Origin of the sequence: uncultured Jatrophihabitans sp. (assembly GCF_964244045.1) — a bacterium.
In the GTDB taxonomy this organism is placed as follows: Bacteria; Actinomycetota; Actinomycetes; order Mycobacteriales; family Jatrophihabitantaceae; genus Jatrophihabitans.
Window position 1 is genome coordinate 1 of sequence record NZ_CAXTHK010000048.1, and the last position, 16,231, is coordinate 16,231.

The following is a 16,231-nucleotide window of genomic DNA, read 5'->3' on the forward strand; positions in this document are numbered from 1 at the left end:
ACCGGTCACCACGATCAGGAACCCGACTTACACCACTCGGCGGGACTCTCCCGGTCCAACCCACCCCTCAGCGTCAACAACCCGGTCGCCAGCGTGGCCGGAACAGCTAACGCGCCACCGCACCGCCAACCCGGCACGCAAACCCTGTAACCCAAGCCATGCGCCCAACACATCCACGATCACGGCGGCGGCGCTCTACGCGGCAGCCGGCGGGACTGTCCCAGAAACGGCGTTCCGGCCTGACACACTGACGTTGCTCGGGGCCGTAAGACACCGGCGCCGCCGTTAAGGGACTGTCGACTCGAACCGAATACGCATAATCAAACATATGTACTGCTATCTGGTTGAATGCAGTAGTTGTCCGAACGCGATCCCACCCCGTCTGGGGAGGATGTCTCCGAAGGCCTTCCCCGTTGTGGGGACCAGATCCGCTGACCCACCACTTCTTCGAACCGCAGTCGTATGGCTGCCCGTCCCATGATGCGGAACAACTGCACTCAAGCAGATATGCAGAACATAGATAGGTGCCGCGGACCTCGACTCCGGCTGCGTGTCTGCAGAACGGTGCGAATTGTGATCGCCTCAAATCCCCCCGGTGAGTGACAGACCGCCATCCAGCACAAGCGTTTGACCCGTGGTCCAGGCGGCCTCGTCCGAGGCGAGGTAAGCAACAGCGGCCGCTATCTGATCGGGTCGACCTAACTGGCGCAGCGGGTAGGACGCCGCGACCTCATCTTCTCTGCCCTCGAACAACGGGACGCCGAATTGGGTGCGTACCACAGCTGGGGCGACGGCGTTCACCCGAACTGCCGGTGCCAGCTCCAGCGCAAGTTGCGTGGTCAGGTGCATGAGCGCCGCCTTGGTCGAACCGTAGAAGCCGATGCCACGCGCCGGGCGAAGCCCGGCTGTCGAGGCAACATTGACGACGGTGTCCGCACCGACCGCAACTGCGCTTTTGGTCCACGCAAGGGTGGCCAGCAGGTTGACCTCGACAATCTTGCGCATGGCGCCGTTGTCGGCTTCCAGCAGCGGGCCGAAAAGTGGATTTACGCCTGCGTTGTTGACCAAAACATCGATACTGCCGAAGCGGTCGAGCACGGTGTCGATCGTGATCTGACGATGCTCACGATCGTCGACATGGCCCGCCACCGCGACGGCCCGGGTTGGGTCGTCGAAATAGTCGAGCGCCTCGTTGAGCGGCTCAGGCTTGCGGGCTGTGATGCAGACGCAGCCGCCCTCCGCCACGATGCGTTGCGCAACAGCCAGGCCGATTCCACGGCTGGCACCGGTTACGAGCGCAACCTTCCCTGCGAAGCGCTCGCTCACATCGACAACCCACCGTCAACCGGCAACACCGTACCCGTGACATAGGCGGCTTCCTCAGAAGCAAGAAAAGCGACGGCGGCACACATTTCAGATGGTTGCGCAAAACGACCGGCGGGAATCGCTGCGATCAGTTCGACACGTTTGGCCTCGGGAATACCACTCGTCATACGGGTGGCCGCATTGGGCGAGATGGCGTTGACGGTGACCCCGAAACGCGCAAGCTCTTTCGCAGTCGTCTTGGTAAAGCCGACGATGCCGGCCTTCGCGGCGGCGTAGTTGGCCTGCCCGATGTTGCCGTGTAAGCCTGTGTAGGAGGTGACGTTGACGACCCGTCCATAACTTTGCGCGCGGAAGTGCGGAACGGCCGCGCGCGTAAGGCGAAAAGTGCCACCAAGATGGACAGCCAGGACAGAGTCCCAGTCGTCGTCGGTCAGTTTCCAGACCACATTGTCGCGCAGGATGCCGGCGTTGTTCACGACGATGTCCAGGCGACCGGTGTCCGCCACGCAGCGCTCGACAGCAGCCTGCACCTGATCAGTCCTGCTCACGTCGACAGCGAGCGGAGTGCCTCCGACGTCCGCGGCTGCCTGCCCGAGCAGTTCGGCCTCATAGTCGAGCATGTACAGGACCGCGCCGTGGAGCGCGAGGTGACGAGCAATCTCCAGGCCGATGCCGCAGGCCGAGCCAGTCACCAATGCCGTCCGGCCGGTGAAGTCATAGGTCAAATTAGTCATGCATTTCTCCTCTTTAGTCTAGAAGCCAAGGTCGCGGCCGATGAGCTCTTTCATGATTTCGTTGGACCCGGCCCAAATCTTGCTGACGCGGGCGTCCTTCCAGGCGCGTGCCACCCGGTACTCATTCATGAATCCGTATCCACCGTGCAGCTGTACGCAGTCGTCCATAATTTTGTTCTGAACATCAGCGCTCCACCATTTGGCTTTAGCCGCGTCAACCGCCGTGAGTTCGCCGCGCAGGTGGGCGACCACGCACTGATCGATATAGGCCTGCGTCACCTCGGCTCGGGTGACCAGGTCTGCGAGCAGGAACTTGTTGTGCTGGAACTGCCCGATTGGCTGGCCGAACGCTCGCCGCTGCTGGCAATAGGTGATGGTCTCGTCAAGAATCTGGCGGCCGTGGGCAAGGTTGGCCACCGCAGAGCCGATGCGTTCCTGCGGTAGATGTTCCATCATATGGGCGAAACCGTGGTCGACCGTGCCAATGACGTGGGAGTCCGGCACGCTCATATCATCGAAAAATAGCTCGGCGGTGTCGGCTTCAGGCTGGCCGACCTTATCCAGCTTGCGTCCGCGGCTGAACCCCTGCATGTCAGCCTCGACGGCGAACAACGTAATCCCTCTCGAACGTAAGCCCGGCGTTGTCCGCGCTGCTACCACGATGAGACCAGCCGAATAGCCGTTGGTGATGAACGTCTTGGAGCCGTTGAGCACCCAGCCGCCCGGGATCCGTTCGGCTCGAGTGCGTAGAGCGCCCAAGTCGGAGCCGGCCGCCGGCTCGGTCATGCCGATGGCTGTGACGAGTTCGCCCGCGACCACCCGAGGAAGCCAACGGTCCTTTTGCTCATTTGTCGTCAACCGCACCAAATATGGCGCGACGACGTCGTAGTGGATGCTGATCGACGACGCCAGCGCCAGGTTAATCTTGGCCAGTTCTTCCATCAGCACGGCGTTGAACCGGTAGTCTTTCGCGTCAGAGCCCGTATGGCTCTGCGGAACTTCAAGCCCCAAAAGACCCTGCGCACCGGCGGCCGCCCATACCTCGCTTGATATGCCGCGCTGGTCGACGAAGGATTCGAGACCGGGACGTACCTCGCGATCGAGAAAGCTCTTGACAGATTCACGGAATAGCTCGTGGTCGAGGTCGTAGATCGTTCGGCGCATCAGTCCGCATCTCGGAATTGGGCGGCCAACGCTTTGCTGAAACCGATACATATCCTAGCTACGCCGTGCTCAAGAACGCGACGTACCAGGTCTCTGGCCACTTGGACCAACGAGACCGAGCCGCTCGCGCCGACCGGGCGCCCGACTGCAATGGCGCCGCCGTACGGACGTACCCTCTGCGCGTCGAGCTCGGCATCACGAATGACGTCAATATCCAATTTATTTTTCTCGTCTAATCCCCCATCGGAAGGTGGGAGAGTCGTCCGATCGAACAGGCTGGTTAGCGCTAGGACTGGCGTGCCGTCCATCGTGCCTGGCTGCAGCACCGCGGTAGCGACCCTTTCCATCGTCGTCAACCCCGTGAGCCTGCATTCTCGCTCGGTGGCGCCGGGCGCGGGCACAACCGCGCGGCCCCGTCGTTGGTATCGGATGCATTTATGGCCATTACAGTGCGGTTCCGCGCGAACACCGGCCGCAGGAAGCGTGGCATGTCCACAGTCGTGTCGGGCTGGGAGCACCCGTCGCGATCAACCACCAGAGTTTTTCAATGTGTTGTGTCAATCAACTTTGTCCTCTAGTCGGAACCCGACTTTCATCTGCACCTGGAAGTGCTGCACCGTGTCATTGTCGACGAAACCTCGAATGCTAGTGACCTCAAACCAGTCGAGGCCGCGCAAAGTGGCGGCGGCACGGTCGACACCGTTCGCGATTGCCTGGGACACGCCCTCCGTGGATGTGCCGGCAATTTCGATGAGCCGGTAAGTGTGATCGCTCATTGATGCTTCCTTTCGAACCTCGGATTTGACTGCACTTGCGCACGCCTCAATCTGTGAGGATTTCGCCGTCCACGGGCAGGATGATTCTGGTGACGAAGCTAGTGGCGTCGTTGTCGGGTACTTGGTGCCGTCGGGAGTTCATACATGAACCCAGTCACGGCATCAAGGTGCGGGTGTAACCTCCTATGCGGCAAAAGCGTTCAGTTGGACTTTCAGGTCGGACACGAAAGAGACCAGCGCGAGGCCGTTGACGCGGGTACGTTTGCGTCCCGTCCGCGGCTGGGCGAGATCGCGCGTCAACCCGATTAGTGGCGCCTTGCTCGCGGCGTGTGCCGCTAGTGGCAAACCCCATGCTTGTGAAGCCGAGAATGCTATCGTTGTTCGCAATGGAGCTGCCGGGTTGCATCACGTGACCGCAGGCCTGCACGCTCCTGTAGCGGGCTTTGAGGTTTCTATCGATGACCGGCCGGAAACTGTCCAGCCCTCTCCAGCAAGGCAGGGTCGAGCTCTGCGTTGTAGACGAGGACGTCGACGCGTCCGAACTCCTCGACGGCCGTGGCCACGCGGTAGGCACCTTCGTTCGCATTCGTAGTGTCTGTCCGCACACTCCCATAGCTGCGTCCAAACGTTTCGAGTCGCTCCCAAGTGTCCCCGAGGCGATACTGGCGACGGCCGACGACGACGCCTGCGCCGGCCCGGGCCAAGGTTCTGCGAAACCCACCCCTAGGCCGAAGGATGCGCCCGTGCGCATCGCTATCCGGTCGTCCACGCCAAACAGGTGCGGAATAATCAACACGGGATTACCCATTAGCGGCGCTAAATTCTTGCGCGTCCTGCAAGATGAGGTCCGCAGCTATCCAGGCCATCGCCTGGGTCGGTCCGCTGTTGTTTCCGGACGTCGGTGCCGGGAAGACCGATGCGTCGACGACACGCAGTTTCGAGACCCCTCGTACCCGCAGTCGATCATCTACTACGTCGCCGTCGTCGGGACCGATCGCGCAGGTGCCAAGCGTATGAACGCCGACTCCCCCGTTCTTGGTCGCGTAACGGAGGGCGTCGGCGTCATCGTGAATGAGGTCGCCGGGTACGACCTCGGTCTCAACGAGTCGGGCGAACGGTTCGGTGGCTACGATCTCGCGCGCCTTCTTGATCATCGCGATCGACATTGAACAGTCGTAATCGGTGCTGACCGCGTTGGGCACAATCCGGGGCTTGTCCTTCAGGCTCGGGCCGGTGATGTGAATCGAACCCTTGCTCGTTGGGAAAATAAGAGACACCGTGAGCATGGCGCCGGGCCAGGCGTCGACCACGAACCGTCCATTACGCGGATGGGTCCTTGACGCCGAGATCGGGGTAAAGAAGACGGAAGTGTCCGGGTGTGGCGCAGCCGGGTCAGACTTGATTACTGCGAGAAGGTCGAACCCGCCGTACGACATCACGCCTGCGCGAGTGAACAGGAACTTGAATCCGGTCCATCCCCGCTTCAGGGCATTGTTGACCTCGGCGTTGTAACCAAGCGGCTCCCGCAACCGAAGGTGGAATGTACACCCGCGGTGGTCCTGCAGATTCGCGCCAACCTTCGGACTTGCGACTCGGACGGCGACACCCGCCCCGCTCAGCACCCGCGGATCGCCGATGCCGCTGCGTTCAAGCAGTAGCGGACTCTCAAGCGCGCCGGCGCACACTAACACTTCCCGACGGGCCCCAAAATGGATCGTCCGGCCCCGACGTCGGACCTGCACGCCTGTCGCAATTGTGCCATCGAATGTGATCCGGTCGGCCTCGGCGCGAGTAAGGATAGTGAGGTTGCGCCGTCGCCGCGCGCCACGCAAGAAGGTGCGTGCGGCACTGACCCGCGTGCCACGCCTCACGGTGAACGCGCTGAAACCGACGCGTTCGTCGCCAGTGCTGTTCACGTCTTCGACGAAGGACACACCGTGCTTGCCCAGGGCCTCGATGAACGCGCGCGTCACCGGCTCGTTGGACTTTGCGATGCTGATCGGCACCGGCCCGTCGCCGCCACGCGTGGAGCTCATACCCATCTCGTGGCTCTCCAGCGCCTTAAAGGCGGCGAGGAACCGGGGCCAGTTCCAGCCCGTGTTGCCGGCGCGCTCCCATGCGTCGTAGTCGGGAGTCCACCCGCGGTTCCACATCATGCCGTTCACGGTGGTGGAGCCACCTAGGATGCGACCACGATGCAATGTCTTTGTGTTGCCTTCGGCGTCCGGCTCGGTGACGTAGGACTTCGTATACCAAGGGTGGGTCATGGTGAAGAAGAAGGCCTTGGGCACGAGGTGCATCGGGTTGCGGTCGGATCCACCGGCCTCCAGCAAAAGGACGCTGACCGAGGGATCCCGGCTGAGCCGATCGGCCAGCAGCGAACCAGCCGCACCACTGCCCACGATGACGTAGTCAAAACTGATGTCGGAATCGTTGTGGCTGGTGCTCATGTGTGACTTTCCGCCTTTACGGTCGTGTGGTCGAACCCTTAGCTGCCCGAGAGCGCCAGCACGAGACGGTGCTTCGACGACGTGCGTCGTCGCTCCTCCCGGACTTATGCGCAGAGCAGGACCGGTTTAATTGCGACGCCGGACTCCATGTCAGTGATGGCCTGGTTGATGTCATCGAAGGCGTAGGTGTGGATGAGCCGCTCCAACGGAAGTGCCCCGGCAGCCCGCATCTTCAACAAAGCGCGGATGGTGTCGCGCGGCGTCCCACCGCCGAACGGCCGGCCAAGGACGGTCTGCCCGCTTACGAGCGAGACCCAATCCAACTCAATCTTGGTGCCGTAGGGCGGGACACCGAGTAGGACGAGGGTGCCCGAGCGTTCCAAGCACCGTGCGGCGAGCGGGCCGGCCCGCAGTGCTCCGCTGGCTTCAAGGACGAAGTTCGCCCCGCCGCGGGTCACGTCCAGGACGTACCCAACGGCGTCCTCGGCGGTCGGGTCGAAGGTATGCGTGGCCCCTAGTTCGCGCGCGAGCGCTAATCGGTGCGCCTGCGGATCCGCAACGATCACGTCCCCGGCCCCGGCGTAGCGGGCGGCCATGACTGCACCCAGACCGACCGCTCCGGCGCCGAAGATTACGACCGACGTCGACACGTCGGGGTCGACCAGATTGAAGACGGCGCCTGCGCCTGTTTGCACGCCGCACGCCAGGGGTGCCGCGACTTCCCACGGTAGGTCGTCGTCGATGCGCACCACGTTGGGTTCGCGCACGATGGCGTGCGTGGCCCAGGATGACTGGCCCAAGAACGCACCCGATATGACGTTGCCCGCCTCGTCGGTGATCAAGGCGGACCCGTCGCTGCGGGTGCCCTGTAATGCCATGGTGGAGGCGTGTGGACAGACATTCACCCGGCCCGAGCGACAGGCCTCACATTGGCCGCAAAAGGCTTGGCTCATGATGACGCGGTCGCCGATCGCGAACCCTTCGACGGCAGTACCCACATCGACGACCATTCCGGCGCCCTCGTGGCCGAGCACCCCGGGCAGCGAGAACGGGTAGTGCTGATCGCGCCCGGACAGGTCGGAATGACATATTCCCGAGGCCTGCACTTTCACGACCAGCTCGTTGGGTCGCGGGTCGTCCAGCCTCAGTGTCTTGATCTCGACGGGTGTATGTGGCGCGTGGGCAACGGCGGCCAACATCTCATGCATGAAACAACCTTTCGTTGCTGATTGGTTCCTACTTCGTGGCCGCACGACGGAACAGAATCGAGAAACTGACCGCGACGATGAGGCATCCCCCGTTGAACACGTCCGAGATCCAGCCGGCGAGGCCGAGCAACTGCAGGCCGGAGATGCCAACGGCGAGCAGGTAGATCGCTACGAGTGTGCCGATGACGTTAAACCGGCCTAGCTTGATAGCCGATGCACCGAGGAATGCGGCGGTGATGGGGGGCAGCAGGTAGGAGCCGCCAGCGCCGGGGTCGACCGATCCCAGTGAGCCGGCGAAGAGCAGCCCGACCAGCGCGGCCAACGTGCCGGAAACGATGTACGCGCCAAAGCGGAAGCGGCTGACGCGCAACCCCACGAGCTTCGCGGAGTTGCGGTTACCGCCGATGAACAGCAAGAAACGCCCTGTCGGCGTGAGCTCGAACACGTACCACAGTCCAAGAGCCACGATCCAGCCGGCCCAGACGGCCGTGTTGAACCCGAACAGGCGGTGGGAGGAGAGGTGGATCAGACCCTGCGGGATCGACGTGACCAGGTTTTCCTTGCTTATCAAGCGGCCGATGCCGGTGAGGACCGTCAGCATGCCGAGGGTCGCGATTAGACTATCGACGCCGAACGCGACCACGAGAAGGCTGTTGATCATTCCGATGAGGGGTCCGAGGAGGATCGCGGCACCAAAGGCAATGAGCGCCGAGTAACCGTGCGCCGTGAGCACACCGGCGATCACCCCGGAGAGAACCATAACGGCGGAGATCGAGAGATCGAAGTCTCCGGCGCGCAGCGGGATGATGAGTGCCATGGCAAGCAGGACGATCGTGGCCTGTCCGTCGACAATGACCTGCACGTTGGTGGTCGTCGCGAAGATGTGGGGCGACGCGAAGCAGAACGTGATGAATAGGATGACCAACAGAGCCGGGACGGCCCAAGGACCGAAGACGGCCCATGAGAACGGTGTCTTTGCGCGCCTCCGGTCGGTGTCGTCGGCCTCGGTGGGTGGTGATTCCGCATCGAGCGCCGGATCGGCCTCGACTAGGGGCGTGGATGCTGTCTCGATATGCAGTTGGGACTCTTTACCGACCTCAGGACGCACGGCGCACCGCCGACACGCGCTGGGACAGCGACACGATGCGATCTTCGGCGACCTCGCCCGGCGACAGCTCGGCCGAGACGCTGCCGTACCGCATGACGAGAACCCGATGGCACAGCTGTGCCACCTCCTCGCTATCGGAAGAGAAAACGATCACGGCGGCACCGTTGTCCGCGGCCTGGCGGACGAGGCTTAGGATTTCTTTCTTGGCCCCGGCATCGACGCCTTGTGTCGGCTCGTGCAGCAAGATCACGCGAGGGTTCTGGTGCATCGTCCGGGCCATGATGATTTTTTGCTGGTTGCCGCCGCTGAACTTGGCGATTTGTAGGCGCGGTGACCTCGGGCGCACGTCGTAGCGATGCATCTCCTGGACAGCGAAAGCTGTCTCGGCGCGCGACCGGAGCAGCGGGCCGCGCCGGAAAGTTCGCAGGAACGGCAGGGTCAGGTTCTCGGTCGCGGTCGCCTCGAGCCACAACGCGTCGCGTAACCGGTTGCCCGGCACCAGCTCCATGCCGGCCCGCTTGGCCGAGGTCGGTGAGCCGTCGACGCTCTGCCCGTCGACGCGCACCTGGTCCTTGAGGCGCGTGCGACCGCCCGCGAGCAGATAAGGGATGTCGTCCTGTCCCATCCCGGCCAGACCGGTGATCCCGACGATCTCGCCTTGATGCGCCGCGAACGACACATCGGAGACCCCGCCGTAGGTGAGGTTGCGGACTTCGAGACGGACGGCCTCGTTCGTACGGACATGTTTCTTGGGATAGAACTCGCCTAACTCGTAGCCGAGCATCAGCGCCACGATTTCGGCCTGCGTGGTGACCGAAGCCTCGCGGGTGGCAACTAGCTTGCCGCTACGTAGCACGCTGATGCGGTCGCAGACATCGAGGACCTCGTTCATCCGGTGGCTGATGTAGAGCACCGCGGTGCCGTTGCTCGCCATCGTGCGCAGCATCTCCAGCAATTTGATCGACTCGCCTCGCGGTAACGCGGCGGTGGGCTCGTCGAGCACAATCACGTTGCCCGTCGTACCCTCGCCGAGCAGCCGTAAAGCACGCAGGATGGCGACCACTGACCGCTCCGATGGCGACAACTCGCCGACCATCTGGTTGGGGTTCAGTTTCAACCCGAAGGTCTGCGCGAGTCGCAGCACAATCCGCCGTTCCCTGCGCTTGCTAATCAGAGACATCAGGCCGCGTTCGAACCCGGTCGAGACGCCGATGTTGTCCGCAACGGACATCTCCTCGACCAACGCAAGATCCTGGTGAATAATCGCGAGACCGTTGCGCTGCGGGTCGCGTACCGGGAGCGTGACCGGCTCACCTCGCAGCGCGATTTCCGTACCGCGGTCGGGCGTGTAGACGCCACCGAGGATCTTGACCAGAGTCGACTTGCCGGATCCGTTCTCCCCCACGAGCCCATGGATTTCGCCCGGGAGGATGGCCAGATCGACGTCTTGCAGAACGGTCACGCCGTCGAAAGTCTTCGAGACGTTCTTGAGTGAGACTGCGGGGCTTTTCATCATCGCGCTCCGTCACAAGCAGATGCAGAGAATGAGCCCCGTAAGCGCATTCTTAGGCTCCCCATGCCGTTTTGAACGCGGCAATCCACGTCGGTTGGTTTGGGTATTGCGCCGTCGGACTGGCGTTGGTGCCCCAGTTCGATTTGTCCAACAATCGGACTGGCACCTTGCCGTCTGTCGCCTTGCCGAGCGCGGCCCGAATCGCGGTGTCCGCGTTTTCGTAGCCCGTGTATTCCGTAGGAGGGAATTGCACGACGGAAACCATGCCGTTCTTGCCGGCAATCGCGTCGGCAAGACCGTCACCCTGCGCGCCGCCACCGATCGGAAGGTCGGCATGGTTAGTAGCCTTGAGCGCCGGAGTGATCAACGGCAGAAAGAAGTCAACTGTTGTGATCAGGTAGTTGACGTTCGGTATTCGTTGGATAGCGGTCTCAATCTGGCCGGTCAACGTCGTGGCCAGAGTAGCCGGATTACCGACAATTTTGACGATTGTGCAGTTCTTGGGGCACAGAGCCTTTACCTCATTGACCGAGGCCTGGGCCATGACGCCGATGTGTTGCGCACCCGTCAAGGTAACCGTTGCCGTGTGCAGCTGGCACTTCGTCGCGACGAGCGCGACGTCAGCCTGCCACTTGCCGATGTCCTTCGATACCCATCCAACGTTAGCCGCCACGCCGGGCTTCTTGGCATCCCCGACCTCCGCGCCCAGGTCGATAACGGGGATGCCGGCCGCCTTGGCTGCTGCGACGGACGCCGGCACGGCGGTCAGATCGACGTCGGCGATGATCGCCGCGACTTTCTGTGAAATCGCCGAGTTGAAGGCTTGCTGGATGACGTCGGGCCTGCCTTGGCCGTCGAACACCGTCGCCTTGACGCCGATGGTGGCCAGCGCGGCTTTGGCTGCGCTGCTCGTTGCAGTTCCGACCGGGTTTCCCTTGAGGTTCAGTTCGATGATCGCCATCGTCTTGCCTGTGAGCGCGGACGTGTCGATCTTCTCGGGTGTCGGGATGTCGAAGGGGGCCTTTGCGGCGTTGACGGCGGCTGAAGCCCTGGTCATGCAGTCCGAGCCGCCCGCGCCGTTCGCGGACGAGCCAACTGTGGCGGCGGGGCTTCCCCCACTCGATGATGTTGAACTCGAGCATGCACTCAGTACCAGGGTGCTGGCCGCTGCGACGAACAGCGTTATTTGCCGCCCGACAGAGCGGTGCTGCGCGGCGCGTGAATGTGCGTTCGTGGGCATTCCGATGATCCCCTTTTTCTTGACTTTCGACTGACGCGGACTGCGCTTCGAACGGGTTGTGCTGGATGTCTTGTATGAGGCGTGCGTGTGCTCGCACGGGCTGGCGGGTCGTAGCGGTTGACGTGATCTGAGCCACAAACTCGCCCGAGCCAGGCTCAAGTTAGGCGAAAACTGGCGCAAGGTCAAGCGCTCAGCGCAACCCGGTTGCATCCAACGCGACCAGCTCAGGATGACTTGGCCCGGAAATCGGGCGTCGCGCGATTGCGGCTATTGAACGGTCGCGATTGGGTAGCGACCGGCGTTGCGATGAGGTCGGGGGTGTCAGCCGACGGTGCCGAGGAGTCGTGCGGCATTGGTTCGGTAAACCGCTCAAGAATCTTCTGCACATCGGTGCCGGCCGCGACATCTGAGCGCAGGCGCATGATCGCGCTCGATGCGGAGAAGCCGACCAAGCCGGTCAATCGGCCATTCCGTGAATACACCGCGACCGTGCGCGCTCTCGGGCCCCAAGCGCGCACCTCGACGTCGTCGTCGGGCGCCGGGCGGCCCAGCCCCTGCAGCTTGAGGTCGTACTGATCGCTCCACCAGTAGGCGACGTCCGTGGCGGCACTGTCCTGTCCGAGAATCTGCGCTGCGACGTGATCGGCCTGTGTACCGACACTGGTCCAGTGCTCGTGACGATGACCTGCCCAGTTCGCCACGTCACCGACCGCGAAGACGCCGGGCGCGGCGCGGCCGCCGGCATCGCACATCACGCCGTCGTTAAGGTTCAGCTCACTGCCCCGCAACCACGCGATGTCGGGCGTGACCCCGATGCTCTGCAGGACGGCGTCGGCTTCCACGATCGAGCCGTCGTCGAGTAGGACGCGACCGGGCTCCGAGCCAGCCAGGCCTACGCCCAGGCGCAGCTGCACCCCGTGCCGCGCGTGTAGTGCGCCGAGGATGCGACCGACGCGCGATCCGAGCACGCGTGTGGCCGGGGCGGGTAGGACGTCGAGCAGCGTCACCTCGACGCCCATGGCGCGGGCGCTGGCGGCGACCTCGCAACCGATCAATCCCGCGCCGACGACCGCGAGGCGAGAACCCGCGTGGAGAGCGGCACGCAGGGCGTAGGCGTCGTCCAGGGTTCGCAGCACTTGGGCGTCCATCCCGACCAGGCGCCGGGGCAGCGCGCCCGTGGCAATGACGGCGACGTCGAAGGCGTGACTGCCGGATGCCGTATTCACGGTACGACGGTCCACGGACAGGCCGGTGGCCGGCGTGTCGAGGTGCAGGCTCACGTCCAGCGCCGTCACGTCGTCGGCCGAGCGCAGCCACGACACGTCGCGTTCCCCGCGCAGCACGTGCTTTGACAGCGGCGGTCGGTCGTAGGGCAGGTGACGTTCGGCGCCGAGCAGTGCGATGCGTCCGCTGTACCCGCGACGACGCAAGCTCTCGACGGTACGCAGACCGCCGAGGCCGGCGCCGATTACGACGACGCGCCCGGGCTGCTCCACGTCAGCGAGTCGAGCCGTCGACGGACAGCGAGCCTATGCTCATCGCGGACATCTGCGCCGATCCCGGGCTCATCTGCTGCCTCCGCATAAAACATCTGAACATCGCTTCGCGTGCCGCTGTCCGGCACGCCGCCGCCGGTCCTACGTCCCGTCAGAGACGGCGAAGTCGAACACCGACGCGTCGAATGCATTCCAGTCGGCGTATTTGAGCAGTTCGTAAAGCCGCGCGCGTGTCTGCATGGTCGGCACCAGACCGGCCAGGGTGCCCTCCTCACGCAAGGTGTCGAGCGCTCGCTCGGCCGCACCCATCGCCAGTCTGAGCAGGGAAACCGGATAGATGGCGAGGTCCACGCCGGCCGACGTCAGTTGTTCCACCGTGTACAGGTCGTTCTTCCCGAACTCGGTCACGTTGGCGAGGATTGGCACGTTGAGCGCCGCGCGAAGCACCGCGTACTCGTCGAGACTTGCAAGGGCTTCCGGGAACAGCACGTCGGCGCCGGCAGCGACCAACGCACGGGCCCGCTCGACCGTGGCGTCGATCCCCGCCACGGCCCGGATGTCCGTGCGAGCGACGATGACGAGGTCAGGATCGCGCCGAGCCGAGACACACGCCGCGATCCGGCGCGTCGCGGTGCGTTCGTCGACGACCTCCTTGCCGTCGAGGTGGCCGCATCGCTTCGGATTGACCTGATCCTCAATGTGCAGTGCAGTCACCCCAGCTTCCTCGAGCAGCTGGACGGTGCGAGCGAGGTTCACGACCTCGCCGAACCCGGTGTCGGCGTCGACGAGTACCGGCAGGTCGGTGACGCGGACAATGTCGCGGACCCGGTTCGAAACCTCGGTCAGCGTCGTGAGCCCGATGTCCGGCATGCCAAGTTCGGCTGACATGACCGCGCCGGAGCAATAGACGCCGTCAAATCCTTTGTCAGCGATGAGGCGCGCGCTCAAAGGCGTGAAGGCACCAGGCAGCATCAGCAGGCGCGGTCCGTTCATCGCCCGGCGGAAATCACGTCGACGCTCGGTTGCCGACGGGCGCGCTCGCGGAAACGGATCGGACCGCGCCGGCGGGTCCGTCGGTGCGGTCATGGTGTCGTCGCGACCTGTTGGTCGAGCACCGCGAAGCGGGTGTGCTCGGGCGCCAGCGATTGCAGATAGTTGTAGTAGATGTGCGGCTTCGCAAGCAACGCCTCGTGGATGGGGAAGGCGATCCCAGGTGCGACCGAGCGCAGGTAGTCGACGGTGTCGCCCAGCTTCTGCCACGGACCTGAAACGGGCAGCGCCAGTACCGCCACGTCGACATCGGGTGTGCTGAACTCGTCGCCCGGGTGGAGCAGGCCGACGTCGGGGAAGTAATAACCGACATTGGGCACGCGGGGAACGTCGGGGTGGATCAGTGCGTGCTCACCGCCGACGACCCGTACCTCAGTGCCGCCGACGTGGACTGTGTCCCCGGGCGATACGACCTGAACGCGTGCTTGGTCTAGGTCCTGCGCGCCAAGCTCGACGGTGGTCTGCTCGGCAAGTACCCGCGCGTGGGGATTGGCGTCGACCAGGGCCGCGACGGCAGCGGCGTCAAAGTGATCGAAATGCTGGTGGGTGACGAGGATCGCGTCGAGCTCGCGCAGGTCCTGATACCCGTTGGAGAAGGGCCCCGGGTCGATGAGCACGCGTGCGGCACCGGTGTCGACGAGAAGGCAGGCATGGCCGAAGTGGGTGATCTGCATTCGTCCTCATTCCATGGAACGGCTGACGGGCATACGAGAATCTGGCGCAGCTGCCGCGACGGGATTCGTGTGAGACGGCGATGCACATCCCGCTCGGGCGTGCGGCCAGCGGCCCACACGCCGGGTGACGTCAGCTCACCAGGTGGCGTGCAGTTCGCTGAACTCCCGCCCGACGGTCCACGCCACTCGCACCGCTTCCGGATCGGTCAGGTGGACGTTCGGCATTCGACGCAGTACCTCTTCGAGGACGACGCGCATCTCGAGCCGGGCGAGCGGAGCGCCGACGCACCGATGGACGCCCGCGCCGAATGAGATGTGCTTGTGCGCGTTGTCTCGATCGACGCGGAACTCCTCCGGCGACTCGAAGACCAAGGGGTCGCGGTTGGCCGCGCCCCACAGCAGCATCACCCGCTCGCCTGCACTCACGGTGACCCCGTCCACAACCGCGTCGTCTTTGAGGATGCGCGCGAGGCCCAGGAGCGGCGTCTCGAGACGCAGAGACTCCTCGACAGCGCGTTCGATGAGCGACGGGTCGGCGATGAGCCGGTCACGTAGGTCGGCGTCCTTTGCCACCTGGTACAGCAGTCCTCCGATACCGCCGACCGTCGTCTCGTGCCCGGCACCGAGGATTAGGAACGCTAGCGATCCAGCGTCCTCGTCCGAGACCGGCTGACCGTCGATCTCTAACGATGCGATGTCGGACAGCATGTCGTCGCGCGGCGTTTCCCGTCGCTGCGCCAGGTTGTCGCCAAGACAGTTCGCGATGTCCTGGAAGACAGGTCCAGCCGCCTCGCTGTTCCCACTCTGGGCGTGACTGAGCAAGGTGCTCTCCCGCTCGCGGAACCAGTCCCAATCCTGTTCCGGCAGGCCCAGGATCAAGGCGATGACCATGGGCGGCACCGGGCTGGCCAAGACTTCGGCCAGGTCGCCGTGTCCCTTGTCGACGACCGCGTCGATCCGGCGCGTGACGATCTCGCGCACCTTGTCCTCGAGCTCGGCCATTCTCCTAACGGAAAACCACCCCTGCATCGGCTTGCGGTACTTTCGGTGCTCCGGGTCATCTTGTTCCAGGCAAATCACCGGTGGTTGCGGGATAACCGGGATGCAGATCCCGGCCGAGCTGCTGTACACCTCGGGCTTGAGGGCCGCCTCGTAGACGTCTTGGTAGCGCGACAGCATCCAGAAGCCGTCGAAGCGTTCCGTGTGGGCCACGGGGCACTTCGAACGCAGCTCGTCAAAATAACTGCCGGGTTCTTTCGCTACCGCAGGGTCGGTCAGTCGGAAGTCGACGTTGGCGGATCCTGCGGATGCCTCGACGTCGGTCACGGTGCGTCTCCGGAGGATGCGGTGGTGTGGTCCGGCCACCGAGCACGGTAGCCGGAAAGTTGCTGGATGGATAACAACACTCCCCCTGCCGGGTGTCAAGGGATTGGCCCGGGGGTCGTGCCCCGGGGAGTGGTGTAAATCGTTCGCGTACAGCTCTGCGTTGCTG

The 16,231-nt window shown here is 63.8% G+C and carries 17 protein-coding genes; 1 reads left to right on the forward strand and 16 read right to left on the reverse strand.

Features of this window, described 5'->3' with window-relative positions; all coding sequences use genetic code 11:
• Positions 1-582: 582 nt before the first annotated feature.
• The 12 genes from ACFFC4_RS20650 to ACFFC4_RS20705 all read right to left on the reverse strand — a co-directional run bounded on the left by ACFFC4_RS20650 (position 583) and on the right by ACFFC4_RS20705 (position 11,240).
• A complete protein-coding gene (locus ACFFC4_RS20650) occupies positions 583-1,326 on the reverse strand; it encodes an SDR family oxidoreductase (RefSeq protein ID WP_375504389.1) in 744 nt (247 codons plus the stop codon).
• On the reverse strand, positions 1,323-2,060 hold the full coding sequence (locus ACFFC4_RS20655) for an SDR family oxidoreductase (protein WP_375504391.1): 738 nt from the start codon (positions 2,058-2,060) through the stop codon (positions 1,323-1,325). The genes ACFFC4_RS20650 and ACFFC4_RS20655 overlap by 4 nt, the downstream gene beginning before the upstream one ends.
• A gap of 18 nt (positions 2,061-2,078) precedes the next feature.
• Complete coding sequence (locus ACFFC4_RS20660; RefSeq protein WP_375504393.1) at positions 2,079-3,224, reverse strand: acyl-CoA dehydrogenase family protein; 1,146 nt, start codon at positions 3,222-3,224, stop codon at positions 2,079-2,081.
• Positions 3,224-3,571 (reverse strand): hypothetical protein, encoded by a 348-nt coding sequence (locus ACFFC4_RS20665; RefSeq protein ID WP_375504421.1) that lies wholly within the window; start codon positions 3,569-3,571, stop codon positions 3,224-3,226. Before ACFFC4_RS20665 ends, ACFFC4_RS20660 begins: the two co-directional genes overlap by 1 nt.
• Positions 3,572-3,576: 5 nt before the next feature.
• A complete protein-coding gene (locus ACFFC4_RS20670) occupies positions 3,577-3,759 on the reverse strand; it encodes a hypothetical protein (protein ID WP_375504395.1) in 183 nt (60 codons plus the stop codon).
• Positions 3,760-3,781: 22 nt separating this feature from the next.
• Positions 3,782-4,000 carry a dodecin gene (locus ACFFC4_RS20675; protein WP_375504397.1) on the reverse strand — a complete coding sequence of 73 codons (219 nt, stop codon included), beginning with the start codon at positions 3,998-4,000 and terminating at the stop codon, positions 3,782-3,784.
• 452 nt (positions 4,001-4,452) lie between these two features.
• Positions 4,453-4,704 (reverse strand): hypothetical protein, encoded by a 252-nt coding sequence (locus ACFFC4_RS20680; protein ID WP_375504399.1) that lies wholly within the window; start codon positions 4,702-4,704, stop codon positions 4,453-4,455.
• Between the two features lie 96 nt (positions 4,705-4,800).
• Positions 4,801-6,450 carry a GMC family oxidoreductase gene (locus tag ACFFC4_RS20685; RefSeq protein WP_375504401.1) on the reverse strand — a complete coding sequence of 550 codons (1,650 nt, stop codon included), beginning with the start codon at positions 6,448-6,450 and terminating at the stop codon, positions 4,801-4,803.
• Positions 6,451-6,554: 104 nt separating this feature from the next.
• A complete protein-coding gene (locus ACFFC4_RS20690) occupies positions 6,555-7,658 on the reverse strand; it encodes an NAD(P)-dependent alcohol dehydrogenase (RefSeq protein ID WP_375504403.1) in 1,104 nt (367 codons plus the stop codon).
• A 28-nt stretch (positions 7,659-7,686) separates the two neighbouring features.
• Entirely contained in the window at positions 7,687-8,766 is a 1,080-nt protein-coding gene (locus ACFFC4_RS20695) for an ABC transporter permease (protein ID WP_375504405.1), read from the reverse strand.
• Entirely contained in the window at positions 8,756-10,282 is a 1,527-nt protein-coding gene (locus tag ACFFC4_RS20700) for a sugar ABC transporter ATP-binding protein (protein WP_375504407.1), read from the reverse strand. Before ACFFC4_RS20700 ends, ACFFC4_RS20695 begins: the two co-directional genes overlap by 11 nt.
• Positions 10,283-10,331: 49 nt before the next feature.
• Complete coding sequence (locus ACFFC4_RS20705; RefSeq protein ID WP_375504409.1) at positions 10,332-11,240, reverse strand: substrate-binding domain-containing protein; 909 nt, start codon at positions 11,238-11,240, stop codon at positions 10,332-10,334.
• On the opposite strand from ACFFC4_RS20705, the gene ACFFC4_RS20710 reads away from it, so the two are divergent.
• Positions 11,230-11,553: a hypothetical protein gene (locus ACFFC4_RS20710; RefSeq protein WP_375504411.1), complete on the forward strand. Its 324-nt coding sequence runs from the start codon at positions 11,230-11,232 to the stop codon at positions 11,551-11,553. The two genes, ACFFC4_RS20705 and ACFFC4_RS20710, sit on opposite strands and share 11 nt — an antisense overlap.
• Before the next feature lie 190 nt (positions 11,554-11,743).
• Here the strand turns inward: ACFFC4_RS20710 and ACFFC4_RS20715 are convergent, their stop codons facing one another.
• From ACFFC4_RS20715 to ACFFC4_RS20730, 4 genes are all read right to left on the reverse strand, one after another.
• Positions 11,744-13,015 (reverse strand): NAD(P)/FAD-dependent oxidoreductase, encoded by a 1,272-nt coding sequence (locus tag ACFFC4_RS20715; protein ID WP_375504413.1) that lies wholly within the window; start codon positions 13,013-13,015, stop codon positions 11,744-11,746.
• Positions 13,016-13,156: 141 nt separating this feature from the next.
• Positions 13,157-14,101, reverse strand: a complete 945-nt coding sequence (gene prpB / locus ACFFC4_RS20720) for a methylisocitrate lyase (protein WP_375504415.1) — start codon at positions 14,099-14,101, stop codon at positions 13,157-13,159.
• A complete protein-coding gene (locus ACFFC4_RS20725; RefSeq protein ID WP_375504417.1) occupies positions 14,098-14,739 on the reverse strand; it encodes an MBL fold metallo-hydrolase in 642 nt (213 codons plus the stop codon). Before ACFFC4_RS20725 ends, prpB begins: the two co-directional genes overlap by 4 nt.
• Positions 14,740-14,874: 135 nt before the next feature.
• Positions 14,875-16,065 carry a cytochrome P450 gene (locus ACFFC4_RS20730; protein WP_375504419.1) on the reverse strand — a complete coding sequence of 397 codons (1,191 nt, stop codon included), beginning with the start codon at positions 16,063-16,065 and terminating at the stop codon, positions 14,875-14,877.
• Positions 16,066-16,231 lie beyond the last annotated feature (166 nt).

Bases quoted from the DNA above. Each gene is read 5' to 3' on its own strand.
- ACFFC4_RS20655 (WP_375504391.1), bottom strand. From the start codon at position 2,060: ATGACTAATTTGACCTATGACTTCACCGGCCGGACGGCATTGGTGACT.
- ACFFC4_RS20660 (WP_375504393.1), bottom strand. From the start codon at position 3,224: ATGCGCCGAACGATCTACGACCTCGACCACGAGCTATTCCGTGAATCT.
- ACFFC4_RS20665 (WP_375504421.1), bottom strand. From the start codon at position 3,571: ATGGAAAGGGTCGCTACCGCGGTGCTGCAGCCAGGCACGATGGACGGC.
- ACFFC4_RS20675 (WP_375504397.1), bottom strand. From the start codon at position 4,000: ATGAGCGATCACACTTACCGGCTCATCGAAATTGCCGGCACATCCACG.
- ACFFC4_RS20685 (WP_375504401.1), bottom strand. From the start codon at position 6,450: ATGAGCACCAGCCACAACGATTCCGACATCAGTTTTGACTACGTCATC.
- ACFFC4_RS20690 (WP_375504403.1), bottom strand. From the start codon at position 7,658: ATGCATGAGATGTTGGCCGCCGTTGCCCACGCGCCACATACACCCGTC.
- ACFFC4_RS20700 (WP_375504407.1), bottom strand. From the start codon at position 10,282: ATGATGAAAAGCCCCGCAGTCTCACTCAAGAACGTCTCGAAGACTTTC.
- ACFFC4_RS20710 (WP_375504411.1), top strand. From the start codon at position 11,230: ATGATCGCCATCGTCTTGCCTGTGAGCGCGGACGTGTCGATCTTCTCG.
- ACFFC4_RS20705 (WP_375504409.1), bottom strand. From the start codon at position 11,240: ATGGCGATCATCGAACTGAACCTCAAGGGAAACCCGGTCGGAACTGCA.
- prpB (WP_375504415.1), bottom strand. From the start codon at position 14,101: ATGACCGCACCGACGGACCCGCCGGCGCGGTCCGATCCGTTTCCGCGA.
- ACFFC4_RS20725 (WP_375504417.1), bottom strand. From the start codon at position 14,739: ATGCAGATCACCCACTTCGGCCATGCCTGCCTTCTCGTCGACACCGGT.